We start from the raw sequence: 22,627 nt of genomic DNA, 5'->3' as shown, positions 1-22,627 counted from the left end.
CGCCGATGCAGGAGTTGGGTGCAGCTTAGGCCAGCGTTCTGGCGGCTACAATGTCAAAATCGAACTTCACGGCGCAAGCGCGCCAATTTGAACTCAGGCCTCATCCCCGTCCATCTTTGCACGGTTTTCGACGATCTCGTCGATATGGCCCCATTCCTTGGCCTCTTCCGGGCTCATGAAATTGTCACGATCCAGCGCCTTTTCAACCGCCTTTTTGGTCTGACCCGTATGGCGCACATAGATGTCATAGAGGCGATCTTTCAGCTTTTGCGTCTCGGCAGCATGGATCATGATATCGCTGGCCTGGCCCTGATATCCGCCCGAGGGCTGGTGCACCATGATCCGGCTGTTGGGCAGAGAAAAGCGCATACCATTCTCACCCCCGGCCAGCAGAACCGACCCCATCGAGGCTGCCTGACCGATCACCAAAGTGGAACATTTCGGCTTGATATACTGCATTGTGTCGTAAATCGACAAACCGCTGGTCACCACGCCACCGGGCGAGTTGATGTAGATCGAGATCTCTTTGTTGGGATTTTCCGCCTCAAGATGCAGCAACTGAGCGACCACAAGGTGGCTCATCCCGTCATGGATCGGGCCATTGATGAAAATGATCCGCTCTTTCAGCAAGCGCGAGAAAATGTCGTAGGCGCGTTCCCCCCGGCTGGTCTGTTCGACGACCATCGGGACGAGCGTATTCATATATGTATCAACTGGATCGAACATGTGTGACCTGCCTGATTTGCTTTGGATCGGGACTTTACCCCAAGAGATATTACCCGAGTCTTAGTGCCGCCTTCGGGGGGCTGCAAGGGGTGCAGGTCATAGATATTCAGTCAGCGCCCCAGAACCTTTGTCTTCCCGGCAGAGGTTCCCTGAGCCGCGCGGCTGCCGCCCACGGGTCTGCTAAAGATATTAACTCATCACATCATTTTGATCTGTGCATGTAGCGAATGATGATTAAACCATGTAACAAAGCGCATTAACTTTTTGCGCGTACACTCACCACTCACCCGTACACCGGACAGGCAGAGGAAAATAGAAATGGGGCTTCCCAAAATCTCGACGGACATGTCGTCAGACAGTCTTGGTGAAATCGTTGAAAACGCAACCAAAGCATCGAACTTTTTGAAGGCAATCAGCCACGAGGGGCGACTGACCATCCTGTGTCACCTCGTTTCCGGCGAAAAATCGGTAACTGAGCTCGAAGAGCTCTTGTCAGCACGTCAGGCCGCAGTTTCCCAGCAGCTGTCCCGCCTGCGGCTGGAAGGCCTCGTCATCCCGCGGCGCGAAGGCAAAGCCATCTACTACCGGCTTGCCGATGATCGCCCGCGACGCATGTTGGAAGTTGTGCACGAGCTCTTCTGCGACAACTAAACCTCACACAGGCTTCGACCCACAAAAAACCGTGCGAAAACCGGTGGCTCCGTTCCAGGAAAGCTGCTAGTCAATCAGAAACACGCACTTATGGAGTACCCTATGACACGCGCTCTTCTGGTTGGTCTTGCCCTCTTTGCTCTGTCCGCCTGTGAAACGGCAAAAGGGGCCGGAAAAGACATCGAAAAAGCCGGCGATGCCATTCAGAACGCCGCAACGGACGTTCAGGAAAACATCTGATATCGCAAAGACGCCCTTCCGGCCCGCGAAAATCAGGGCCGGACGGCGCAAACGTGCCGCAGGTGACGTCGCGCTGAAGGACCGCGTGGATTTTCTGAACATCCTGCGGGCGGGGAACGCCGCGTTCCACCCCAAGATCGTCCGACCCAGTGTCACCCGCCGGCGCTCCGTCCGGCCCGTCCCCTCCCTGCGGGGACTGTCTTGATTATTTTGAGAAGCGCTCCGGCCCGGCCAGAGTAACCTATTAAATCCCGCCGATATCAACACGAACGGCGGTTTTTACCCCCTACAGCCCGACCGGGCCAGAGACGCTTCAGTTCACCTGTCGTTGCAGAACGGTGCTGTAGGTCGTTCCGCGACGCAGGCTACGAAAATCCGCATAGATTTTGCCGTCCTGATACCGGGCATCGATCAGGGAATTCACCCCGATCTCGGGATTGGTCGAGCTTTCAACGATGCTGATCCGGTTCGGATCATCCAGACTGATGGTTCCCGTGGCATCCAGCATCCGCCAGTCACCGTTCGGGGTGGAGCGCCACTTGCTGGGCCCCCAGATCAGGTTGTCCTGCTGTTTCTGGATATCCAGAACCCACTCGGCAGTGTTGAACCGCGGCGCATCTCCGGTCGTGGTCCGGTTCGGACCGACGGCCGTATAGCTGCCCGTCCACGTCCCACGCAGGTCCGGCACGGTGTCGGCCATCGAGGCCGTCGCAAGGGTGAGGCTCGTGGCCAGAGCGGCTGCTCCGGCAGTCATATATCTGGTCATGGTCTCTCCTCCCTGAGGGTGCGGCCGTCAGAGGCCGTGCTCAACAGATTGGGAGGGCGAGAACGGGTTACAACTTACCTAAAGGAAGCTTCATGAAGCGTTAACGTTGCGTCAGGCCCAGGCCAACGCGGTGCCGATCAGCACCAGCCCGATCCCAGCAACCTCGCGATACGAGAAATTCTCGCCAAACAGAAAGAACGAGGCCGTGGCGATCAGAATGACCTCGGCGCCCAGAATACCGGTATAGATGATGCCCAGCCGTTCCTCGCGCAGCGCGGCGAGTTCCAGCGTTGCCCCGGCCAGCAGGGTCGCGACGATCAGCAGGCCAAGCCCCACGCCGGGGAGTTTCCACCAGAACTTCATCGCGATCATGGCCACGGAATAGAGCCCCGCCGACCCGAGGGCGATGAGGGGGATCATGGATGTGGACATCTTCACCTCCTGCAGAGGGTTCCGTTGGGTCAAGTGTAGCAGGAGGGTGCGGTTGGAACTGTGAGGTGGGTCACAATACACGTGATGGGTTAAATACCCATCCTGCGTAGGGTGGGTTTTAACCCATCAATTCACCCTTAGGGCGGGCTTCAGCCCGCCATCCCCCTCCGCCCCATGCGCGTAGGATTTGGGCCAGGTGAATGGCGGGCTTAAGCCCGCCCTACGGATTATGAATACCGGTCGATCAAAAGAACCGCGGGCAGCACCGACCCGAAGGGAGGCGCAAACGCGCCGCCCGTTTTGCCGAAGGCAAACCTACGGTTTGACGGGGGCGGGTCGGCGCGGCCCGGCCGTGCCGCCGGGCACACCAAAAATACTCAGAATGGGTCGTCGTTGAGATCCGATTGGCGAAAACGTAGCCTTAGCCCCAAACGTTCTGAAATGTTCTTTAGGTTCTCAAACCGCCAAGAAGGCATTTCTGGTGAAACAATTACCTCTTCGATTAGGTCTTCTAAACTCACTTCAACTTTCATGAAAGGCCCAGCATCATCGTGATTGCGGATAAAATATCTGACCTCCTGCTCAGAAGAGAACGCCAACCTCTTATAAATAAAACTGAAATTCACGACTGCTGTGCTCCTGCGGAAGTCTATGTACTTTACTTGCGCAACACCCGATGATCGTTCGCGTGTACGGCCAGTAGAACTCCTCAGACGCCTCATAGTGGATTTGATACTAACACCATTGTCCAAACCACCAGTATAAACATTCCACATCAAAACAGACTCGTGAGCGGCGCGATGCCAGCAGTTGACGTATATCTCGCTTCGGTTTCTATCGAACATTTCCTTGTGGCTTTGAGCGTGTTGGGAAGACAGTTCTGTAAGTTCTTTCTCTGAAAAAGATGGAACTGTTCCATCAGGACGCGGCATAGTTAGGATTTCTGCATAAACGGCAGACATTCCTTCATCCCATACGTTCTCTTGTTCTTTGCTACCGATCCTACCTTCGAACTTATCGGCAAAGAAGCCAAGCTGAGTAAAATGAAGTTGTTTGCGCAGCAATAGATCAAAAAAGTGATCAACAGACATGTAACGCCAGAGGTGCTCGTCTGCATCTGGTTCGGTGTAACCGCCAAGCACCATTTCTTTTCTCTTTACGTCTACCTGTTCACTACATCTCGTGCAGGCAAAGTATGTTTGATCACTATCCATGAATTCATACTTGTAGGAATCAAACCGAAGTACCTTACCGCAAAGATTGCATCTTGTGTGATAGCAACCAAATTTGGCGATGGTGCTTTCGTTAGAATTCGGCATGTCTGCTCCTAGTTTCGAACGCAGATAAAAGATAGAGCGCAATCAAATAGTTCTTCAATGCCGATTTCTTAGTCACGCCGGAATACCCAAAACCCAACCCCGTAAGCACGCCGTTGGCTGTGCCAACCGCGTGCCCACCCGCCGTAAAAATGGCCAGCTACTAGCTGTCCATTTTTAAGGCGCTAATAAACGCCTCCTGCGGGATATCCACCTTCCCGAACTGGCGCATCTTCTTTTTCCCCGCCTTCTGCTTGTCCAGCAGTTTGCGTTTCCGCGTGGCGTCGCCTCCGTAGCACTTCGCGGTCACGTCCTTGCGCAGGGCCGAGAGGGTTTCGCGGGCGATGACCTTGCCTCCGATGGCGGCCTGGATCGGGATTTTGAACATGTGGCGCGGGATCAGGTCCTTGAGCTTTTCGCACATCGCCCGGCCCCGCATCTCGGCCCGGTCGCGGTGAACCATGGTCGACAGCGCATCGACCGGTTCGTCATTCACCAGCACCGACATCTTGACCAGATTATCCTCGGTATAACCGGTCATCTGATAGTCGAACGAGGCATAGCCCTTGGTCACCGATTTCAGGCGGTCGTAGAAGTCAAAGACAACCTCGTTCAGCGGCAGGTCATAGACGACCATCGCGCGGGTGCCCGCATAGGTCAGGTCCAGTTGGATGCCGCGGCGGTCCTGACAGAGCTTCAGCACGTCGCCGAGGTATTCGTCGGGCACCAGAATGGTCGCCTTGATGCGCGGTTCCTCGATATGATCGACCTTGGACGGGTCGGGCATGTCGGCGGGGTTGTGCAGCTCGATCATCTCGCCGTCTTTCATGTAGACGTGATAGATCACCGACGGCGCGGTGGTGATGAGCTCGATATCATATTCGCGTTCGATCCGGTCGCGGATGACTTCTAGGTGCAGCAGCCCGAGGAAGCCGCAGCGGAAGCCAAAGCCCAGCGCGGCCGAGGTTTCCATTTCGAACGAGAACGAGGCGTCGTTCAGGGCCAGTTTGTCGATCGCATCGCGCAGGTCTTCGAATTCGGAACTGTCCACGGGGAAGAGGCCACAGAACACCACCGGCTGCGCGGGTTTGAACCCGTCCAGCGCGTCTTCGGTGCCGTTGCGATCATTGGTTATGGTGTCACCAACGCGGGTGTCGCGGACCTGTTTGATCGAGGCGGTGAGAAAGCCGATTTCACCGGGGCCAAGCGAGTCCACCATCTCCATCTCGGGGCGGAAGACGCCGACGCGGTCCACATGGTGCAAGGTGTTGTTCGACATGAACTTGACCCGCATCCCCTTTTTCAGCGTGCCGTCCATGATGCGGACCAGAACGATCACGCCCAGATAGGCGTCGTACCACGAATCCACCAGCATCGCCTTGAGCGGTGCGTCCAGAGTGCCCTGCGGTGCGGGCAGCTGCTGTACGATGGCTTCCAGAGTTTCGTGGATGCCCTGCCCCGTCTTGGCGCTGACCTGAATGGCGTCGGTCGCGTCGATGCCGATCACATCCTCGATCTGTTCAGCCACACGATCACAGTCAGACGCAGGCAGGTCGATCTTGTTTAGCACCGGCACAATCTCATGATCGGCGTCGATGGCCTGATAGACGTTGGCCAGCGTCTGCGCCTCGACCCCTTGGGTCGAGTCCACGACCAGCAGCGAGCCCTCGACCGCACGCATGGACCGGCTGACCTCATAGGCAAAGTCCACGTGACCGGGCGTGTCGATCAGGTTCAGCACATATGCCTCGCCATTGTCGGCGGTATAGTCGATGCGAACCGTGTTGGCCTTGATGGTGATGCCACGCTCGCGCTCGATATCCATGCTGTCGAGCAACTGTTCCTTCATGTCGCGATCCTTGACCGTTCCGGTCTCTTGAATGAGCCGGTCAGCAAGGGTGGATTTGCCATGGTCGATATGCGCGACGATGGAGAAATTGCGGATATGAGCGAGGTCTGTCATGGGTTGGGGATATGTAGAGGAATCGTGGGTTGGTCAAGGTGGCACGTTTAGTGTGTTGGAACACCGATTTTTCATAATGGGGCAACCATGAATGAAAACGATATTTTTGAACGTCTCAATTCAGAATTCGAGCATCAAGCCGAAGAAAAATGCACGTCTGTAGCGTTACGTGCTGCTATTCGAGGATTTCCCCCACCAAACTTTAGTGGCAACGCAGACGCGAGTGAGAGCCATTTGATTCCTCGCGGGAAGCTACTTCTGCAGGCTCTTGTACATTTTAAGTTCGGGTGTGCGGCTTCGCGAGAAGCTTTAGTGAGGTCGCTTTCCAATCCAATGTGGAGAGACCCTTTCATAAATGAGTCCTCAGTTCATCTATCTGCTATTGCCACACTCGAAAGAAGTCGCAACAAGGCAATGGCAACAATTGAGAACGTGGCGGCTTCATTCGGAACCGCCGCTGACGAAGAGCAGTTCCTGTATGCAAAGTCTCGCGAAGATTGGTCAACAAGGCACGCATATGACTCGGCCTTCATAACTTTGACAAAAGCAAGCCTGACTGATTTTGCTTTTTCCAGTGCGGAAGTTTTCAACCAAGAACTTTGGGTAAAAAACGTAACATTCAAAGATCCACTAGATCAAAGAATCAATTTCAAAGATTTCTTCCAGAGCAATAGCTTCTCTTTTTGGCGAGAGTGGCACCAAGGCTTTTTAGAAGGAAATCCGCTAGACTGGGAGCTTCAACGTAAGATTGCGCTGATCGATGAGAGCATATGGAATTCTGGCGCTGACGCAATTGCCCGTAAGATCGAACACACCCGGGCCCGCTGGGAAGTTGAGAAAGCTCTATCGGACATACGTAATAGCTTAAATGAAAAGACCTCTGCGCGCCATGGCATCGGGGGAAACAACCCTCCTGAGACCATTCAAGACGAGCGGTTATCCGTCCCAATCACTCTAATCTGGGAGGCTACCGAAAAACTCTCGGCCGCTCTAGAACAAGAAAGTCCCGCTCACGAGTGGATAGAAGCGATACTGGGAAAATTGAAATCCGGGTTGGCGGGCCTTCTCAAATGGAGTGTGGGGAAAGTCAATTTGGCTGTTGGTACAGCGGTCGTGGTTGGCACCACCAAAGGCGCAACGGTTGTTGCGGATGCTTACATTGCGAAACATCCAGAGAAGATAGAAGCGTTGATTGAAGCCTTGGAGCGGTGGCTGCCGTTTTTGTCCTGACGGGTGCCGGGCTGAAGCCCGGCCTACGAGCTGTTGCCTTGAACCCATTCAATCACTTTTTCGAACCAACCGATTGATCCCGATTCCACTTTGATTCATACTCCGCCGCAGACTGAGAGGGGCGTAGATCCTTCCGGGCAGGCAAAAACGAGGCATGAGCATGAAAAAGTTCCTCCTAATCGCATTATGTGCGGCATCGCTGATGTCGGTGGCGAACGTTGCGGGTGCGGCCAAGATCAAGCAGGCGTGTCTGGCGTCGGATCGCTCAGCAGCGACGCGGGATCGGTGCAGTTGCATTCAGCGGGTGGCCAATCAGGCACTGACCCGCAGCGATCAGAACACAGTGGCCAAATGGTTCACTGATCCCCATCAGGCGCAGCAGTTGAAGATGTCGCAGACCGCGCGCGATGATGCGTTGTGGGATCGGTATCAGAACTTTGGCCAGATGGCGCAGGCGATCTGCAGCTAATCCTTGTCAATCCTTGACCTGATGTCCGCTGCGCCTCAGAAATGGCGCAGCGAAAGGTATGTTGCATGGTGATGAAAGGGCTGACATTGCGTGGCCTTGAGGTGTTCGAGGCGTTGGCGCGCACCGGATCGGTGGCGCAGGCAGCCGAGATCACGGGGCTCAGCCAGCCTTCGGTCAGCCAACAATTGCGTAATCTGGAAAATGCCTTGGGCACGGATCTGGTAGATCATGGGCGGCGCCCCATGCGCCTGACCCAGGCCGGGCGCAGTTTTCTGGCCCGGACCGAGGCGATCCTGACCGAATTGCAGATGGCGCAAAGCGAGCTTACGGTCATGGATCTGGGGCATCTGGCGACGCTTGCCATCGGATTGATCGACGATTTCGACAATGACCTGACCCCGCGTCTGGCGACATTGCTGGCCGACAGTCTGACCCGGTCGAATTTCAAGCTGATCACGCTGCCCAGTCTGGACCTGTTTGCCGAACTTGAGGCGCAGCGCCTGCATCTGGCCGTATCGGCCCATTCCGGCGAGGTTCTGGAAGGCGTTGTCGAATTTCCTCTGGTTCGCGATCCGTTCATACTGGTTGCACCCAAGAACGCGCAGCAGCCGACGCAGGACCTGCCGTTTCTGCGCTATGCGCGCGAGCAGTTGATCAGCCGCCAGATCGAAGGGCACCTGGCCCGGCAACAGCTGGAATTCGAGGAACGGTTCGAGATCGGTTCGCACCAGGCCCTGATGGCGATGGTCGCGCGCGGGCTGGGATGGACCATCACGACGCCGTTCGGCTTTATGCGCGCGGCGCGGTTCCATGATGCGATTGAGGCGCACCCTGCCCCGTTCGGCGATTTTTCCCGCACAATTTCATTGTTCACACGTACCGACTGGTCCGATCAGGTACCGCAAGAGGTCGCCGACATGATCAGGCGTTTGATGAAGAACCAGATTGTGGACCCGGCCATCGCACAATTGCCCTGGCTCAAGGACCGGCTCACCATCCTCGGCTAGCCATCGAGATGCGCGACCAGCCCGTCGACGGCTACTTCGATCAGATCAAGCGCCGCGTCGAAATCGCGGGTGTAATACGGATCGGGCACATGGTCTGCCCCGGTTTGTGGCGCGAAATCGGTCAGCAATCGGACCGGAGTTTCATCTCCCAAAGGTCGCAACGCCTCGATCTGCGCGATATTGTCGGCATCCATGCCGATGATCAGGTCGAACCGATCAAAATCATCCGCCATAAACTGCCGTGCGCGCAGGTCGTTCAGGCGAATGCCCCGCGCCTCGGCAGCGGATATCATCGGGCCGTAGGGCGGATCGCCAATATGCCAACCCGACGTACCGGCACTGTCCGCTTTATGATGCGGCGCACGGGCGCGAAAAACGCCCTCGGCCGAAGGGGACCTGCAGATGTTGCCCAAACAGACAAAGAGGATACGGTGTGTCATCGACGCAACCTATCGCCCGGGGGTCAAATGGGAAAGATCGTAATTCTGACAGGAGCCGGAATATCAGCAGAGAGCGGTCTTGGTACCTTCCGGGATGAGGGAGGTTTGTGGGCACAGCATCGGATCGAGGATGTGGCGACCCCGGAAGGGTTCGCCAAAAATCCGGCGTTGGTTCACGGATTCTACAATGCCCGCCGCGCCCAGGCCGCGCAGGCCCGCCCCAACGCCGCGCATAAGGCTCTGGCCCGGTTGCAACGCGATTGGGCCGGAGAGGTCGTCATCGTCACGCAAAACGTAGACAGCCTGCACGAAAACGCCGGGGTGCATGATGTCATCCATATGCACGGCACACTCGCGAGGGCGCTTTGCGGGTCTTGCGGGCATCGTTGGATGTCGCCGCTTGAGATGTCCGTTGCCGTGCAATGCCCAGCCTGCGCCCAGCCCACCGCGCGCCCGGACGTCGTCTGGTTTGGCGAAATGCCTTACTTCATGGAGGAGATTTATGATCACCTCGCCAGCGCCACGGTGTTTGCCGCAATAGGCACATCCGGTCAGGTCTACCCGGCAGCCGCCTTTGTACATGAGGCCCTGGCCGTCGGGGCCAAAACGGTCGAGCTTAGCCTTGAGCCTTCAGCCGGGGCCTCTCATTTCCATGAAACGCATCGCGGCCCTGCGACCGAGAGTGTTCCGGCCTGGGTGGATGGTCTGCTTGCAGGGCGTTGAAGCTTAAAGACAACAGCGCATCCTTTCGGCTATCATTGGCCTGGACGCAACTCGGAGAGATCAATGGCAGATCAAACCCCTAAAACCGGCGAAATCGTCGATGATGGCAGCATCGAAACGCGCGAAGCGGTAGATGCGCGCCTGGCCGAGCTGTGGTGGACCTTCCTGATCCGGGGCCTGTTGGCAGCGGCTGTTGGCATTGCAGCCCTGTTCTGGCCTTCGGGCAGTATTTCGCTACTCATGCGCCTTGTCGGCCTGCTGCTGATCCTCGACGGTGGCGTCACACTTTTGGGGTTCGGCAGGCGGGGGCTTGTGGGCGGCTTTGGGCTGGGTGCGATCATCATCGGCTTTGTTCTGATGGCCTGGCCCGAAGGGTTCGCGCGCCTTACATTCTTCCTGCTGGGTGCCTGGGCACTGATCGTTGGCATCGGCTCTCTGGCCACGTGGCGTCAGGTCGATGAACGCTCACCCGAGAAAAACACGCTGCGAAACTCTGGCTTTGCGGCGGTCGCGATTGGGCTGATCCTGATCTTCTGGCCCGGAACCGGCATTGTCGCATTGGGGTGGGCAATCGCATTTTCAGCGCTTGCCTTCGCAGGCGTGATGTTCTGGCTGGCCAAACGATTTAAGGCGGCCAGTGCCAAACTGGCCATGCGCACGATCAATCAATGACCTCGCCAAGCGTGCAGCAGACCGGGCCTGCCCGGGCTGCCGCATGGATGAGGGCCGCAACGCGGCCCGAAGACAGGCGCGTCAGTGCGAATGACCACTGTCCTTGCGGTCCAGATCGACCGGGATTTCCAATTCGACAGGACCTGCCTTTTCGAAAATCAGCGTTACAGGGACCGTGGCACCATTCTCGAAAGGCTGCGTCAGACCCATGAACATCACATGGTCGCCACCACGGGCCAGCATGTGCGTTTCACCAGCGGGAATGACAAAGCCCTCTTCCAGATGCACCATCTTGGCAACGCCATTCGCGTCCACTTCATGCGTATGCAACTCGATTCTGGCTGCGGCATCCGAATCCACTCCGATCAGACGATCATCCGTGTCACCGTTGTTGACGATCATCATGAAGGCCGCTCCGGCCTTGGCATGCTGACCGCTTGAGCGCGCATAAGCGTCGTCAATCTGGATTGTGCCCTCTGCCAGAGCGGATGTTGCGAAAGCGGCGGCAACCAAAGCGGTCGCCATTTTCAGTTTGAGGGACATCTTGCCTCTCCAAATTTGCAATGAGTTGTCAGGTTGCGTTGAGCTTCACGCAACAGAGGGCGGAGAACGCGCCGGACGGTTTGGAACCTCAGCCGCAATCAAATTGGTCTCAGCGCGCGGGGGGTGAAGCATCCGGGCGCTGGGCTCTCGCGGTAGTTCCGATGGGTTCAGAATAACCGCGCCCAGCAGTGACACAGCAAATTCGGGGCAATAATGCGGGGCCTGCGTCGGTTGGCCATCCTTGTCCATGTAGACAACCACCGGGCCCGAACCGGTGCACAGCACCATCTGACCCGCCACATGGTCGATCCCTCGCGACGACGCGACGCCCAGACCGGTCAGGACAACCATGACCGAAAGAACGATGGACAGGATTATTTGGCGGGCAGGTCTCATACTGAAGCCCGGTATAACCACCGGAAAAACCGGGCTTCAAGTGATAACGACACCCTGCGGCGTTGCGTCAGTGATCGGCCTCGGGACGTTTGACGACGTCTACCTTCAGGCTGTTGTGCTGCCGATTCACCCGGCGCTGCATCCGAAAGCAGGCGCCGAAGGTTTTGCCGATGACCGCAGGCAAAAGCGACATGATGTTAAAGGTTCTGATGCGCATTGGATCGCCTCCGCAGCTGAATATGCGCAAACATAACCTGCGCTGGCCGAGGCATCTGTGAACAACGTCACGCAATATTTGAATTTATCTTCATTTCGGGGACAATCCCTCAATTCTGCAAAACAAAAAACCCTGCACCGCCAGGTGCAGGGTCTTTGAAATCTGTCCGAAAGAAAGACTTAGGCCGAAGCTTGCGCTTTGGCGATTTCTTTCTTTACCTTCAGGGCGTTTGCCGACAGCTCATCGTCCTTGGCTTTGGCCAGGAACGCGTCCAGACCACCACGGTGGTCGACCGAGCGCAGCGCAGCAGCCGAAATGCGCAGCTTCACGCCACGGCCCAGAGTTTCGGACTGCAGGGTGACGTCGTTCAGGTTCGGCAAAAAACGACGACGAGTTCTGTTTTTGGCGTGGCTGACATTGTTGCCAGTCATCGGGCCTTTTCCGGTCAGTTCGCAACGGCGCGACATGGTTTCTTCCTTTGTTTCTGGTGGCCGGGTTTCAAACCCTGGGCCAAATCACAAGGGGCGCAACCCGAAGTCGCGCCCGAAAACTGGTTGGATGCGTGTAGTGGGAATCGCGGTAAGGGTCAAGACAGGCATCGCGAATTCTTTGACATTGGTCTGACGTGCCAAACGGCCCGGTCGGGCCGTGCCTTCGGCGAGAGTATTTTCGAAAAGATGAAGCATGCGGATCGCCGTTCAGGTCAGCAAAGACAACATCTGGTTGGCCGCCATCGACGGGTTCAGACGGCCCTGAGCAACTTCGTCATTCAAACGCTCCATTTCCGCACGCGCCTGGGGTGTGTCGAGCCGGGCAAGCAAGGCCTGGCGGACCTCGTGATCGAACCAATATCGTGCTTGCGCGGAACGGGTCTTTTGCCAAAACCCGTTTTCCCGGCGCCAGCCGATCAGGGATTGGATCTCTTCCCAGCTTTCCTGCAGCCCATGCTCTTCCACCGCGGAAACGGTCATGGCCTTGGGAAAGCCTGCCGGATCCTGTGGCCGTTTGCGCAGCAGACGCAAGGCACCGGCATAATCGGCGCATGTTCGGGTCGCCGTCGCCTTAAGGTCTCCATCCGCCTTGTTGACCAGGATCATATCGGCCATTTCCATGATGCCGCGCTTTACGCCCTGCAATTCGTCACCGCCTGCCGGGGCAAGCAGCAGCAAGAACAGGTCCGACAGCTCGGCCACCACGGTTTCGGATTGCCCGACACCCACTGTTTCGATCAGAACAACGTCAAATCCGGCCGCCTCGCACAGGGCAATGGCCTCTCGGGTCCGACGGGCGACACCGCCCAAATGGCTTTGGCTGGGCGATGGCCGGATAAATGCATTTTTCTCGCGACTCAGCCGCTCCATCCTAGTCTTGTCCCCCAGAATCGAGCCGCCCGACCGGGCTGAACTTGGATCGACGGCCAGAACCGCAACGCGCAGGCCCTGTCCTGTCAGCATCATACCGAAGCTTTCGATGAACGTGGATTTGCCCACACCCGGTGTACCCGAAAGCCCAATTCGCAACGCCTGCCGTTCCGCCTGCGCGAGATAGGTCAAAAGCGCGCTGGCTTGCAGGCGATGGTCCTCGCGCCCGCTTTCCACAAGCGTGATAGCGCGCGCCAATCCGCGGCGATCCCCGTTCAGAATGCTGTCACCCAGGCTTTCTATGTCCATACCGATCCCACTGTGTTGCGGCACGACTAATTGCCGCCGACGATGGGTGTTTGTCCAGACCAGAGTGTCATCCGGCGGGTTGGATGTATCCCACTGGTCCAGGTGAAATTCGATCAGACAGCGCAACTGGACCTTGGGCCCGTGTTGACGGATAAGGGCGCAATGATCACGCGCCTGTCCATAGATGACGCCATTCCCGAGTTGCTAAGCGCGCTGCGTGCGAACCGACGGGCCGTTCTGCAGGCACCACCGGGGGCGGGTAAAACAACCCGTATTCCGCTGGAGATGCGGCAGGCCAATCTGTGTGACGGTAAGATCCTCATGCTTGAACCTCGCCGTCTGGCTGCGCGTGCGGCGGCCGAGCGGATGGCTCAAACCTTGGGCCAAAAAGCCGGAGAAACCGTCGGATATCGCGTGCGCGGCGACACGAAGGTGTCAAACAGAACCCGGATCGAAGTCGTGACCGAGGGCATTCTGACCCGGATGCTTCAATCCGATCCCGACCTGCCCGGCGTGGGAGCTGTCATTTTTGATGAGTTTCACGAACGATCCCTGAACGCGGATCTGGGTCTTGCGCTGTGCCTTGAGGTTGCCGAGGCCTTGCGTGACGATCTGATCCTTGTGGCCATGTCTGCGACGCTTGACGCAGCCCCGGTTTCAGAGTTGATGGCAGCCCCTTTGGTGACATCAGAAGGGCGCAGTTTTCCAGTAGAAACCCGTTGGTTGAATCGACCTTTCGGCGCCAGTGCGCGCAGGTTGGACGCTTTGATCGACCTTGTCGTGGCTGCTGAGCGGGAAACGCGCGAAACCGGCGGCGGAATTCTGGTTTTCCTGCCCGGTGAGGGTGAGATACGGCGCGCCGAAGCGGCCCTGTCAGGTCGGCTGCCCAAACATTGTGAGGTCAGGCCACTGTTTGGCGCCCTGCCCTTTGCCGCTCAGCAGGCCGCGTTGGCGACCGCCAAATCCGGTCGCAAGGTTGTGCTGGCCACGTCGATTGCCGAGACGTCGCTGACCATACCCGACATTCGCGTGGTCGTTGATATGGGCCAGGCCCGGCGGGCGCGATTCGACCCGGGATCGGGCATGTCGAGACTGCTAACCGAAAGGGTCACGCGCGCCGAAGCAACGCAGCGCGCGGGCCGCGCCGGGCGTGTCGCCGAAGGCGTTTGCTATCGGCTTTGGACCAAAGGCGAAGAAGGCGCACTGCGGGCCTTCCCCCCCGCCGAGATCGAGGCGGCTGACCTGACTGGCCTGGCGCTGGAACTGGCCCTTTGGGGCGCTGAGCCTGCGGACCTTTCTTTCCTGACGGCCCCGCCCGAGGGGGCCTTGGCTGAGGCGCGCGCTTTGTTGACTCTGTTGGGCGCATTGGATGCGAAGGGGCGGATCACGACCCATGGGCGCGATCTGGCCTCGCTTCCCCTGCATCCAAGACTTGGGCACATGCTGGCAGTTGCGGGTCCACAGGCTGTACTGTCGGCGGCCTTGATGGCAGAACGTGACCCGCTAAAGGGCGCACCCAGCGACCTGACCTTCAGGCTTGAGGCCCTGAAAGACCGACGGACATACGCGCAAAACAGGCCATGGCCCGCCAATTCGGGCATTCTGGACCGCGTCCGGTCCGAGGCGAAAAGACTGCGCCCGCAAGCGCGGGACAATGCGCCGGACCTGTCTGCTGCGGCGATGGCGGCATTGGCCTACCCGGACCGGATCGGGCAACGCAGGAAAGGCGACACCCCGCGATACATTCTGTCGGGAGGCAAAGGCGTCGTGCTGCAAAGCGAAGACACGCTTGCGGCTGCGCCTTATATCGTTGCCATCGACACAGACGGGAACCCAAGAGAGGCCCGTGTTCGGATGGCCGCGCAGATTTCCGAGCGTGAGATTCGCGATCTTTTTCAGGATCAGATTGCGTGGACCGATACTTGCGAATGGTCAAAACGTGAGCGCCGCGTCGTGGCACGACGGCAGGAGCAATTGGGCGCAATTACCCTGGACGACCGCATCTGGAAGGACGTGCCCGATGACCGGATCGCCATTGCCATGCTGGACGGTGTCCGCGATCTTGGCATCCGACTGAAAGGCCCATCAGCGCGCCTCGCTGCGCGGGTCGAACTGGTGCGCAACGAGGGCGCGGATCTGCCCGATTTCTCGGCCACCGGCTTGGTGGACGCGGTCGAAGACTGGCTGCTTCCCATGCTGTCAGGGGTACGCAGCGCTGAAGATTGGAAGCGGTTCGACCTGCTTCCGGCCCTGATGGCGCGTCTGACATGGCAACAGACCCAGGAATTGGATCAAAGGGCACCGGGCGCATTTCGGACCCCGCTGGGACGCAAAGTACCCATAGACTACAGCGGTGCGGCGCCGGAGATCGCAGTGCGATTGCAAGAGGTATTCGGCGTCACCGAACATCCTGTCGTAGGGGGCGAGCCCCTGAAGATCACATTGCTTTCCCCGGCGCAGCGCCCGATACAGATCACCCGTGATTTGCCCGGCTTTTGGGCAGGCTCTTATGCCGATGTTCGCAAAGACATGCGCGCGCAGTACCCCAAGCACCCCTGGCCTGAAGACCCGACCCAGGCGGACCCGACCTTACGGGCGAAACGACGGCGCGACTGAAACCACGAATTAACTCGGCAAAAAAGCAACCAAAGCCACAAAATCGGTCAAAAATTAAAGATATCTCCATAATTTCTTCGTATTTAGGCGCAATATTCAGCAGTAACGTTGAGATACCGCTAACAAAGCGCTATCTTTGGGATCAACGAAGCAGAACAAAAACAACGTCAGGTCGAAATGGGAAAATGGCTGCGTGATATCTGGGAAGAGGTCGCAAGACCTCTGGTACTGCGCCCTAGGCGGGTGCAATGCGCAGCCCTGTGCACGCGCGAAACCAACGGCCAGGCCGAGGTTCTGTTGATCACCAGCCGTGACACTGGGCGTTGGATCATCCCCAAAGGCTGGCCCATTGATGGGTTGGACGGTGCCGGCACCGCCAAACAAGAGGCCTGGGAAGAGGCTGGTGTACATGCAGCATCGGTCGATCCGGAACCCGTTGGCCAATATCACTATGACAAAATCCTGAAGGATGGGTCAGCGCAGCCTGTGCGCACAAGCGTTTACCGTATCCATGTGGCAGATCTGGCCCAGGATTTTCCCGAAGCGCATCAACGGAAACGGTCCTGGGTTGCACCAGATGAGGCCGCCGATCGCGTCCGGGAACCCGAGTTGCGCGACATACTGCGAAAGATCACAACTCGGCGATCACCTCGGGCTCAACCCTTGTAGATGATTTGAATTCCGCGTAGCGAGCAGGGCCAACCACAAAGGTAGCGCCAAAAGCTATGTCCGACGCATTCCCCAAAAACCGCTGGCAAGGTCTTGATCGCGATCTTCAGCGCATCAGCAGCTTTGAACGCGCGACAGCTTTTGTCTCGCGCCCGCTGGTCGCCCCGGGTATTGCTTTGGCGTTCATTGTTGTCGCGGGATTGATAGCTGCGTTGTTTTTTGGCGTCGCCGATGGCGGTTTGATCGTCGTCGCAGCGGCGGTATTTGGTGCCTATATGGCGATCAACATCGGCGCAAATGATGTGGCCAACAACATGGGACCGGCGGTCGGCGCGAATGCGTTGCGCATGTCGGTCGCGATTGTCATTGCGGCGATCGCAGAAAGCGCCGGAGCGCTGCTTGCGGGCGGAGACGTCGTTTCGACCATTTCCAAGGGGATCATCGATCCCGCGTCGGTTCAGGACAGTTCTGTCTTTATCTGGGCCATGATGGCGGCGCTGATCTCATCTGCGGTCTGGGTCAATCTTGCCACCTGGGTGGGCGCGCCCGTCTCGACCACACATGCGGTTGTCGGGGGCGTGCTGGGGGCCGGAATAGTTGCCGGTGGCTTCACCGCGGTCAATTGGGCCACGATGGGCGCAATCTCGGCCAGCTGGGTGATATCCCCGGTTCTGGGGGGATCCATCGCGGCGCTGTTTCTGGCGCTTATCAAGTCCAAGATTCAATATCAGGACGACAAGATCGCAGCCGCGCGTCGTTGGGTTCCGATCCTTGTTGGCGTTATGGCCGGGGCATTCACCAGTTATCTGGCGCTCAAGGGCTTGAAGAAGATCATCGTCATCTCTCCGTCAGTTGCGTTGCTGATCGGTGTTGGCGTGGGTGTAGCCATTTGGGCTGCGACCGTGCCGTGGGTTCGCCGAAAGTCTGAGGGAATGGAAAACCGGACACGGTCTCTGAAAGCTTTGTTCAGCTTGCCCCTTGTTATCTCGGCGACCTTTCTCAGCTTTGCCCATGGCGCCAACGATGTGGCAAATGCGATCGGCCCGCTGGCAGGAATTGTCCATGCCGCACAGTTCGGAGATGTGGCGTCGAAGGTCACGATCCCGATCTGGATCATCGTTATCGGCGCTTTCGGCATCTCGTTCGGTTTGTTTCTGTTTGGGCCAAAGCTCATCCGCATGGTGGGCAATCAGATCACCAAACTGAATCCGATGCGCGCTTTTTGCGTGACCCTGTCCACAGCCATCACCGTCATTTTCGCCAGTTGGCTGGGACTGCCCGTCAGTTCAACCCATATTGCCGTCGGGGCCGTTTTCGGCGTGGGGTTCTATCGTGAGTGGAATTCGAACCGCAGATGGGCCCGCCAGACCGTGCCACACCCAACGGAAATGCGCATCGCTACCGAAGAACGCCAGCGACGGAAACTGGTGCGCCGGTCTCATTTCATGACAATTGTCGCGGCCTGGCTGGTGACTGTCCCCGCTGCGGCTACGCTTTCGGCACTGGTTTTCCTGTTGCTGACCAGCTTTGCGTGATCGGCGAAATCCGACACTCCAAACGCTCTTAGATTTGGTCCGGCTCCATCGGAACCTTCGGCTGATTGCAAATCAACGCCGCGACGCGTGTGTTGATCGGGGTGGGTACACTCAGCCGATCACCCATTCGAATGATCTGCCCCTGCAGGCTATCGATTTCAGTAACCCGCCCCGCCGCCAGGTCATAAGACATTGAGGTCCGCGCCTCGGGATCGATCGTCAGCATGCGCGCTGCAATTCTGGAAAACAAAGGCGTCGGCAGACGTAAAACGCTTGGGATCAACCAGGCTGGTAGAGGTGTCATGGAGGCTACCGGGATCCGGGCCGCTTTGAGCACGGCCAAGGCCTCATCCATCTGATCCGCCATTATCCGACGCCACCGACGATCCCTGAGTTGCTGCTGCAAGGGCAGGCCTGACAACGCGTTCAGCGCGTTGATCAGATTGACGACAAGTTTGCCCCATTGCACAGCCTCGATGCGGTCACTTTCCTGCACTGGCAGCGGTTTGGACGTCAGGATTTGCGCCAGATTTCCGGGACCGGCCTCGATCACGATGTCGCCGGAGGTGGCACGGTGAAAATGGGCCGGTGCCTTGGGCACAACGTTGAACGGCACCATGCCCGCGCGGACATCCCGGCCTGGCAAGACCGCGCGCAATTGCTGAATGTTGTCCATGCCGTTCTGCCAGGAAATGACCGGAACCTGGGGCTTTGCGTGATTGGCGATCAGTTGCCCCATCTCGGTGGTGGCACTGGATTTCACGGCCAAGATGACAAGATCGGCGGATGACAGGCAGGACGGTTGCTCGCTCAGCACCAATCGTTCTGCGGATACCGTCTGATCCAAACCCGAGAAATCAGTGAGCCGCAGGCCGCTACCGGCGATTGGATCAAGAACCTTGGGCCGTCCAAGCAGGGTAACCTCATGGCCCGCCAACGCCAGCAAACCACCGCAGAAACACCCGATACTTCCTGCGCCTGCGATGACAATTCTCATGCGTACCCCCCTGCCCTAAAGGCAGGATCACCTGTCCGTGCGGTGTTGGCAAGCGCGCTCAACGCGCCAGCCGCGGTTTGGTGCGCGCCAACTCATCGGGGATTTCAATGAACTCCTGTTCGTCGCCCGGGGGCAAGCGGAACGGCCCATTCGCCCAATCCGCAGACCGCCAATCCCGGGCTGCGGTTTCAATCTTGTCTTTCGACGAAGATACGAAATTCCACCAGATATACCGGTCTTCGTTCAGCGTGGCCCCGCCCAGCAACATCAGCCGCGCGCCCAAAGGCCCCGCTTTGGCAGACAGTTTATCACCGGGGCGGAACACCATCATGCGTCCGGCCTCGAAACTGTCGCCAGCAATCTCAATTGATCCTTCGGTGACATAGACACCGCGATCCTCGTGATCGTCAGGCAAAGGAAACGCGGCCCCCGGTGCCAGTTGGACATCCAGATAAAAGGTCTCGGACAGCATGTTGACGGGGCTGTTTTCTCCGTAAGCTGATCCTAAAATCAACCGCGCGCTGACACCCGTATCTTCGATATGAGGCAAAGCGCCCTGCTTGTGATGTTCAAAATCCGGCGCCATGTCCTCATGCGCTTCGGGCAGCGCGATCCAGGTCTGGATTCCGAACAGGCTGTGTTTCTTGCCGCGCGTGCTGTCGCTTGTGCGTTCAGAATGCGTCACGCCGCGCCCGGCCACCATCCAGTTCACCTCGCCCGGGTAAATCATCTGATGCGTGCCGAGACTGTCGCGATGTTCGAACTCGCCCTGATACAGGTAAGTCACAGTCCCCAACCCGATATGAGGGTGCGGCCGCACATCGATCCCGCCTTCGGTGATGAACTCGGCCGGTCCCATCTGGTCAAAGAAGATGAACGGGCCAACAAGCTGGCGTTCGACAGAGGGCAACGCGCGGCGTACTTCGAACCCGCCCAGATCCCGGGCCCGAGGGATGATCAGAGTTTCCAGCGCCGATGGCCCCGAAAGGCATTCGGGATTTTGGGTCGGGTTCCAGCTCATTCCTGTTCTCCCTAATTGGGTTGACGATCAACTTGTTCGTATTTGCAGGATATATTGCGTCCTCCCCCAAAGTAACGCGCAAGCGCGCACAGAACTCGTGCGGCAGCGATCACGCGGCTGTGAGCAGGTTTTGGCTATCTTGCCTGCGTGAACACTCGGCATCCTGAAGGATCGTGCTATCATCCTGCAACGGGCATAGGTCCGTTTCCAAACGGCGCCTCGCCCCCATGATCAACAGGAGAACCGGAATGACCCGCATTTTGATGAGCCGTCGATCCTTTGTCGCCACTGGGGCCGCAGGCGCCATTGCAGCCTCAGGTCTGTTCACCCCCGCCCGGTCAAGCGGACTGGCCGCGACGAAATCCATGCGGGGCGGGTCAAACAACTACCTCGCCGGGGCGCCAATCGTCGACCGCATCGGCGGCGGCGGGTTTTGGATGACCGGCACTGTACGCCGTGCGGGCGATGGCGCGCCACTGGCCAATCAGCGCATCCAGATCTGGGCCCATACGACAGAAGGCCACGAAAGAGACCCGCACAGCCATGGTGCGACCCTGACCGACGCAAATGGAGAGTTCCGGCTGGAGATGCCGCAGATCGTGCCAGCATTCGGTCAACCCCATGGCCATCTGGCCTATGACAGTGGGGATTTTCAGACCGTCTTTTTGCGTCCGGTCATGTCCAGCGCGCGTGACAAAACGCTCAGTGCGGATTTCGTTCTTCAACCGGTCTGAAGCGGGGGAAACGGCACGGATGAGGGCGGCCCGCGCCATTCTGATCTGGACGGCGCTGGTAATCGCCGTTTTTGTACCGCTTGCGGCAGCAGCAGCCAGCCCCCTGCTGGCGTGGCGCAGCCCGGTCTACATTGCGGCCGGGTTTGCTGGTGTAACAGCAATGGCGCTGCTGCTGATACAACCGTTGCTGGCGGGGCGAGATCTGCCGGGCCTGTCCCCCAAAACAAGTCGGTATCTACATCACCTGTCTGGCGCGGCCCTGGTTCTGGCAGTGATTGCGCATGTTGCGGGTCTGTGGATCACCAGTCCGCCGGATGTCATCGACGCGCTGCTCTTTGCCTCCCCGACCCCGTTTTCGGCCTGGGGCGTGGTCGCGATGTGGGCGGTGTTTGCAACCGCGATGTTGGCGGTGCTGCGCCGAAAAATTGGGCTTGGCTACGCGACCTGGCGTCTATGGCACACAGGATTGGCAGGCGTTACGGTCATCGGCAGCGTCGTTCATGCCATGCTGATCGAAGGAACCATGGAGATCATGACCAAAAGCGCCTTATGCATCCTTGTGGTGCTGGCGAGCGTTCGAACGCTCGCCCGGCTGCGGGTCTGGTCGATCCAGACACGCAGCCGACCCTGATCACAGGCCGAGACACCACCGCATGATCGCTTTTTGGGCGTGCAGCCGGTTTTCGGCCTCATCAAAAATGACCGAATTTGGCCCGTCCATGACCTCGGAGGTCGCCTCTTCTTCTCGGTGGGCCGGTAGGCAATGCATGAACAACGCGTCCGGTTTGGCGTGGGACATGAGGTCAGTGTTTACCTGATATGGGCGCAGCATGTTGTGACGGCGCTCCTTGGCGGATTGACTGTCATGCATAGAGACCCAGGTGTCGGCAACCACCAGATCGGCGCCCTCGACGGCTTTGAACGGGTCGCGTTCGATTGTGATGGTCGAGCCCTTTTTGCGGGCGAACCCCATGAACTCTTCCTCGGGGTCCAGCTGTGCCGGGCCGGTAAAGGTCAGATCGAACCCGAACTGGCCGGCGGCGTGCAGGAACGAAGCGCAGACATTGTTGCCGTCACCAGTCCAGACCACCCTTTTGCCCGCGATGGGGCCACGGTGTTCCTCGAACGTCTGGACGTCGGCCATGATCTGACAGGGATGGGTGCGGTCGGTCAGGCCATTGATCACAGGCACGTCCGAATATTCGGCCATCTCGGTCAGGATGGTTTCGTCAAAGGTGCGGATCATGATCATGTCGACATAACGCGACAGCACGCGGGCCGTGTCAGCAATCGTCTCGCCATGGCCCAGTTGCATGTCCTTGCCGGACAGCACCATGGTTTCTCCACCCATCTGTCGCACACCGACATCGAAGGAAACACGCGTCCGGGTAGAGGGTTTTTCGAATATCAGGGCAACCATGCGACCTGCCAGCGGCTGGTCGTCATCCGGCGCGGCCTTGGGACGGCCCAGACGCGCCTGTTTCATCGCGCCTGCCTGATCGATCATGGACCGCAAGGCGGTGGCGTCAGTTTTGTGAATGTCGAGAAAGTGGTTCATATCGTTTCGCTTTTGGCTGTCGATGGCCGGGGGCGC

26 protein-coding genes are annotated in these 22,627 nt (G+C 58.2%); 12 read left to right on the top strand and 14 right to left on the bottom strand.

Annotated features, from left to right (window positions below; genetic code table 11):
- Positions 1 to 93: 93 nt before the first annotated feature.
- On the bottom strand, positions 94 to 726 hold the full coding sequence (locus ACR0AG_RS04005) for an ATP-dependent Clp protease proteolytic subunit (RefSeq protein WP_480836645.1): 633 nt from the start codon (positions 724 to 726) through the stop codon (positions 94 to 96).
- A 318-nt stretch (positions 727 to 1,044) separates the two neighbouring features.
- Here ACR0AG_RS04005 and ACR0AG_RS04000 point away from each other — a divergent pair, with 318 nt between their 5' ends.
- Positions 1,045 to 1,377 carry an ArsR/SmtB family transcription factor gene (locus tag ACR0AG_RS04000; RefSeq protein ID WP_480836644.1) on the top strand — a complete coding sequence of 111 codons (333 nt, stop codon included), beginning with the start codon at positions 1,045 to 1,047 and terminating at the stop codon, positions 1,375 to 1,377.
- A gap of 102 nt (positions 1,378 to 1,479) precedes the next feature.
- On the top strand, positions 1,480 to 1,617 hold the full coding sequence (locus ACR0AG_RS03995; protein WP_480836643.1) for an entericidin A/B family lipoprotein: 138 nt from the start codon (positions 1,480 to 1,482) through the stop codon (positions 1,615 to 1,617).
- A gap of 313 nt (positions 1,618 to 1,930) precedes the next feature.
- On the opposite strand, the gene ACR0AG_RS03990 is transcribed toward ACR0AG_RS03995, so the two are convergent.
- From ACR0AG_RS03990 to lepA, 4 genes are all read right to left on the bottom strand, one after another.
- Entirely contained in the window at positions 1,931 to 2,383 is a 453-nt protein-coding gene (locus ACR0AG_RS03990) for a hypothetical protein (RefSeq protein ID WP_480836642.1), read from the bottom strand.
- 111 nt (positions 2,384 to 2,494) lie between these two features.
- Entirely contained in the window at positions 2,495 to 2,815 is a 321-nt protein-coding gene (locus ACR0AG_RS03985; protein WP_170793034.1) for a hypothetical protein, read from the bottom strand.
- A 377-nt stretch (positions 2,816 to 3,192) separates the two neighbouring features.
- A complete protein-coding gene (locus ACR0AG_RS03980) occupies positions 3,193 to 4,134 on the bottom strand; it encodes a hypothetical protein (protein ID WP_480836640.1) in 942 nt (313 codons plus the stop codon).
- Between the two features lie 160 nt (positions 4,135 to 4,294).
- Positions 4,295 to 6,094, bottom strand: coding sequence for a translation elongation factor 4 (gene lepA / locus ACR0AG_RS03975; RefSeq protein WP_170426625.1), 1,800 nt, complete (start codon positions 6,092 to 6,094; stop codon positions 4,295 to 4,297).
- Between the two features lie 87 nt (positions 6,095 to 6,181).
- Here lepA and ACR0AG_RS03970 point away from each other — a divergent pair, with 87 nt between their 5' ends.
- The 3 genes from ACR0AG_RS03970 to ACR0AG_RS03960 all read left to right on the top strand — a co-directional run bounded on the left by ACR0AG_RS03970 (position 6,182) and on the right by ACR0AG_RS03960 (position 8,800).
- The gene (locus tag ACR0AG_RS03970; protein ID WP_480836639.1) at positions 6,182 to 7,324 is read left to right on the top strand and encodes a hypothetical protein; all 1,143 of its coding nucleotides are present in this window, start codon (positions 6,182 to 6,184) and stop codon (positions 7,322 to 7,324) included.
- A 160-nt stretch (positions 7,325 to 7,484) separates the two neighbouring features.
- Positions 7,485 to 7,793, top strand: coding sequence for a hypothetical protein (locus ACR0AG_RS03965; RefSeq protein ID WP_480836637.1), 309 nt, complete (start codon positions 7,485 to 7,487; stop codon positions 7,791 to 7,793).
- Between the two features lie 65 nt (positions 7,794 to 7,858).
- Complete coding sequence (locus ACR0AG_RS03960) at positions 7,859 to 8,800, top strand: LysR family transcriptional regulator (protein ID WP_480836874.1); 942 nt, start codon at positions 7,859 to 7,861, stop codon at positions 8,798 to 8,800.
- Here ACR0AG_RS03960 and ACR0AG_RS03955 read toward each other — a convergent pair.
- The gene (locus ACR0AG_RS03955; RefSeq protein WP_480836635.1) at positions 8,797 to 9,240 is read right to left on the bottom strand and encodes a low molecular weight protein-tyrosine-phosphatase; all 444 of its coding nucleotides are present in this window, start codon (positions 9,238 to 9,240) and stop codon (positions 8,797 to 8,799) included. The genes ACR0AG_RS03960 and ACR0AG_RS03955 overlap by 4 nt on opposite strands.
- A 27-nt stretch (positions 9,241 to 9,267) precedes the next feature.
- Here ACR0AG_RS03955 and ACR0AG_RS03950 point away from each other — a divergent pair, with 27 nt between their 5' ends.
- Positions 9,268 to 9,963, top strand: coding sequence for an NAD-dependent deacylase (locus tag ACR0AG_RS03950; RefSeq protein ID WP_480836634.1), 696 nt, complete (start codon positions 9,268 to 9,270; stop codon positions 9,961 to 9,963).
- A 63-nt stretch (positions 9,964 to 10,026) separates the two neighbouring features.
- A complete protein-coding gene (locus tag ACR0AG_RS03945) occupies positions 10,027 to 10,635 on the top strand; it encodes an HdeD family acid-resistance protein (RefSeq protein WP_480836633.1) in 609 nt (202 codons plus the stop codon).
- A gap of 81 nt (positions 10,636 to 10,716) precedes the next feature.
- On the opposite strand, the gene ACR0AG_RS03940 is transcribed toward ACR0AG_RS03945, so the two are convergent.
- The 5 genes from ACR0AG_RS03940 to meaB form a co-directional block, all read right to left on the bottom strand.
- Complete coding sequence (locus ACR0AG_RS03940) at positions 10,717 to 11,178, bottom strand: copper chaperone PCu(A)C (protein ID WP_480836631.1); 462 nt, start codon at positions 11,176 to 11,178, stop codon at positions 10,717 to 10,719.
- Between the two features lie 45 nt (positions 11,179 to 11,223).
- Positions 11,224 to 11,574, bottom strand: a complete 351-nt coding sequence (locus tag ACR0AG_RS03935; RefSeq protein ID WP_480836629.1) for a hypothetical protein — start codon at positions 11,572 to 11,574, stop codon at positions 11,224 to 11,226.
- A gap of 67 nt (positions 11,575 to 11,641) precedes the next feature.
- Positions 11,642 to 11,791, bottom strand: coding sequence for a hypothetical protein (locus tag ACR0AG_RS03930; protein ID WP_480836627.1), 150 nt, complete (start codon positions 11,789 to 11,791; stop codon positions 11,642 to 11,644).
- Between the two features lie 179 nt (positions 11,792 to 11,970).
- Complete coding sequence (gene rpmB, locus ACR0AG_RS03925) at positions 11,971 to 12,258, bottom strand: 50S ribosomal protein L28 (RefSeq protein ID WP_008756960.1); 288 nt, start codon at positions 12,256 to 12,258, stop codon at positions 11,971 to 11,973.
- A 231-nt stretch (positions 12,259 to 12,489) separates the two neighbouring features.
- A complete protein-coding gene (gene meaB, locus ACR0AG_RS03920) occupies positions 12,490 to 13,461 on the bottom strand; it encodes a methylmalonyl Co-A mutase-associated GTPase MeaB (protein ID WP_480836873.1) in 972 nt (323 codons plus the stop codon).
- Positions 13,462 to 13,626: 165 nt separating this feature from the next.
- On the opposite strand from meaB, the gene hrpB reads away from it, so the two are divergent.
- The 3 genes from hrpB to ACR0AG_RS03905 all read left to right on the top strand — a co-directional run bounded on the left by hrpB (position 13,627) and on the right by ACR0AG_RS03905 (position 18,281).
- On the top strand, positions 13,627 to 16,077 hold the full coding sequence (gene hrpB, locus ACR0AG_RS03915; protein WP_480836871.1) for an ATP-dependent helicase HrpB: 2,451 nt from the start codon (positions 13,627 to 13,629) through the stop codon (positions 16,075 to 16,077).
- A 177-nt stretch (positions 16,078 to 16,254) separates the two neighbouring features.
- Complete coding sequence (locus ACR0AG_RS03910) at positions 16,255 to 16,746, top strand: NUDIX hydrolase (RefSeq protein ID WP_480836626.1); 492 nt, start codon at positions 16,255 to 16,257, stop codon at positions 16,744 to 16,746.
- Positions 16,747 to 16,802: 56 nt separating this feature from the next.
- A complete protein-coding gene (locus ACR0AG_RS03905) occupies positions 16,803 to 18,281 on the top strand; it encodes an inorganic phosphate transporter (protein WP_480836624.1) in 1,479 nt (492 codons plus the stop codon).
- 28 nt (positions 18,282 to 18,309) lie between these two features.
- Here the strand turns inward: ACR0AG_RS03905 and ACR0AG_RS03900 are convergent, their stop codons facing one another.
- Positions 18,310 to 19,278, bottom strand: coding sequence for a 2-dehydropantoate 2-reductase (locus ACR0AG_RS03900; RefSeq protein WP_480836623.1), 969 nt, complete (start codon positions 19,276 to 19,278; stop codon positions 18,310 to 18,312).
- Between the two features lie 58 nt (positions 19,279 to 19,336).
- On the bottom strand, positions 19,337 to 20,299 hold the full coding sequence (locus ACR0AG_RS03895; protein ID WP_480836620.1) for a pirin family protein: 963 nt from the start codon (positions 20,297 to 20,299) through the stop codon (positions 19,337 to 19,339).
- Between the two features lie 248 nt (positions 20,300 to 20,547).
- On the opposite strand from ACR0AG_RS03895, the gene ACR0AG_RS03890 reads away from it, so the two are divergent.
- Together ACR0AG_RS03890 and ACR0AG_RS03885 are read left to right on the top strand one after the other, a co-directional pair.
- Positions 20,548 to 21,033, top strand: a complete 486-nt coding sequence (locus tag ACR0AG_RS03890) for a twin-arginine translocation pathway signal (RefSeq protein WP_480836618.1) — start codon at positions 20,548 to 20,550, stop codon at positions 21,031 to 21,033.
- On the top strand, positions 20,990 to 21,664 hold the full coding sequence (locus tag ACR0AG_RS03885) for a ferric reductase-like transmembrane domain-containing protein (RefSeq protein WP_480836617.1): 675 nt from the start codon (positions 20,990 to 20,992) through the stop codon (positions 21,662 to 21,664). Before ACR0AG_RS03890 ends, ACR0AG_RS03885 begins: the two co-directional genes overlap by 44 nt.
- On the opposite strand, the gene argF is transcribed toward ACR0AG_RS03885, so the two are convergent.
- Positions 21,665 to 22,591, bottom strand: coding sequence for an ornithine carbamoyltransferase (gene argF, locus ACR0AG_RS03880; RefSeq protein ID WP_480836616.1), 927 nt, complete (start codon positions 22,589 to 22,591; stop codon positions 21,665 to 21,667).
- Positions 22,592 to 22,627: the final 36 nt, after the last annotated feature.

The sequence above is a fragment of the Ruegeria sp. H6 genome (genome assembly GCF_056532975.1).
This window is presented reverse-complemented; position numbering and strand designations above follow the sequence as displayed.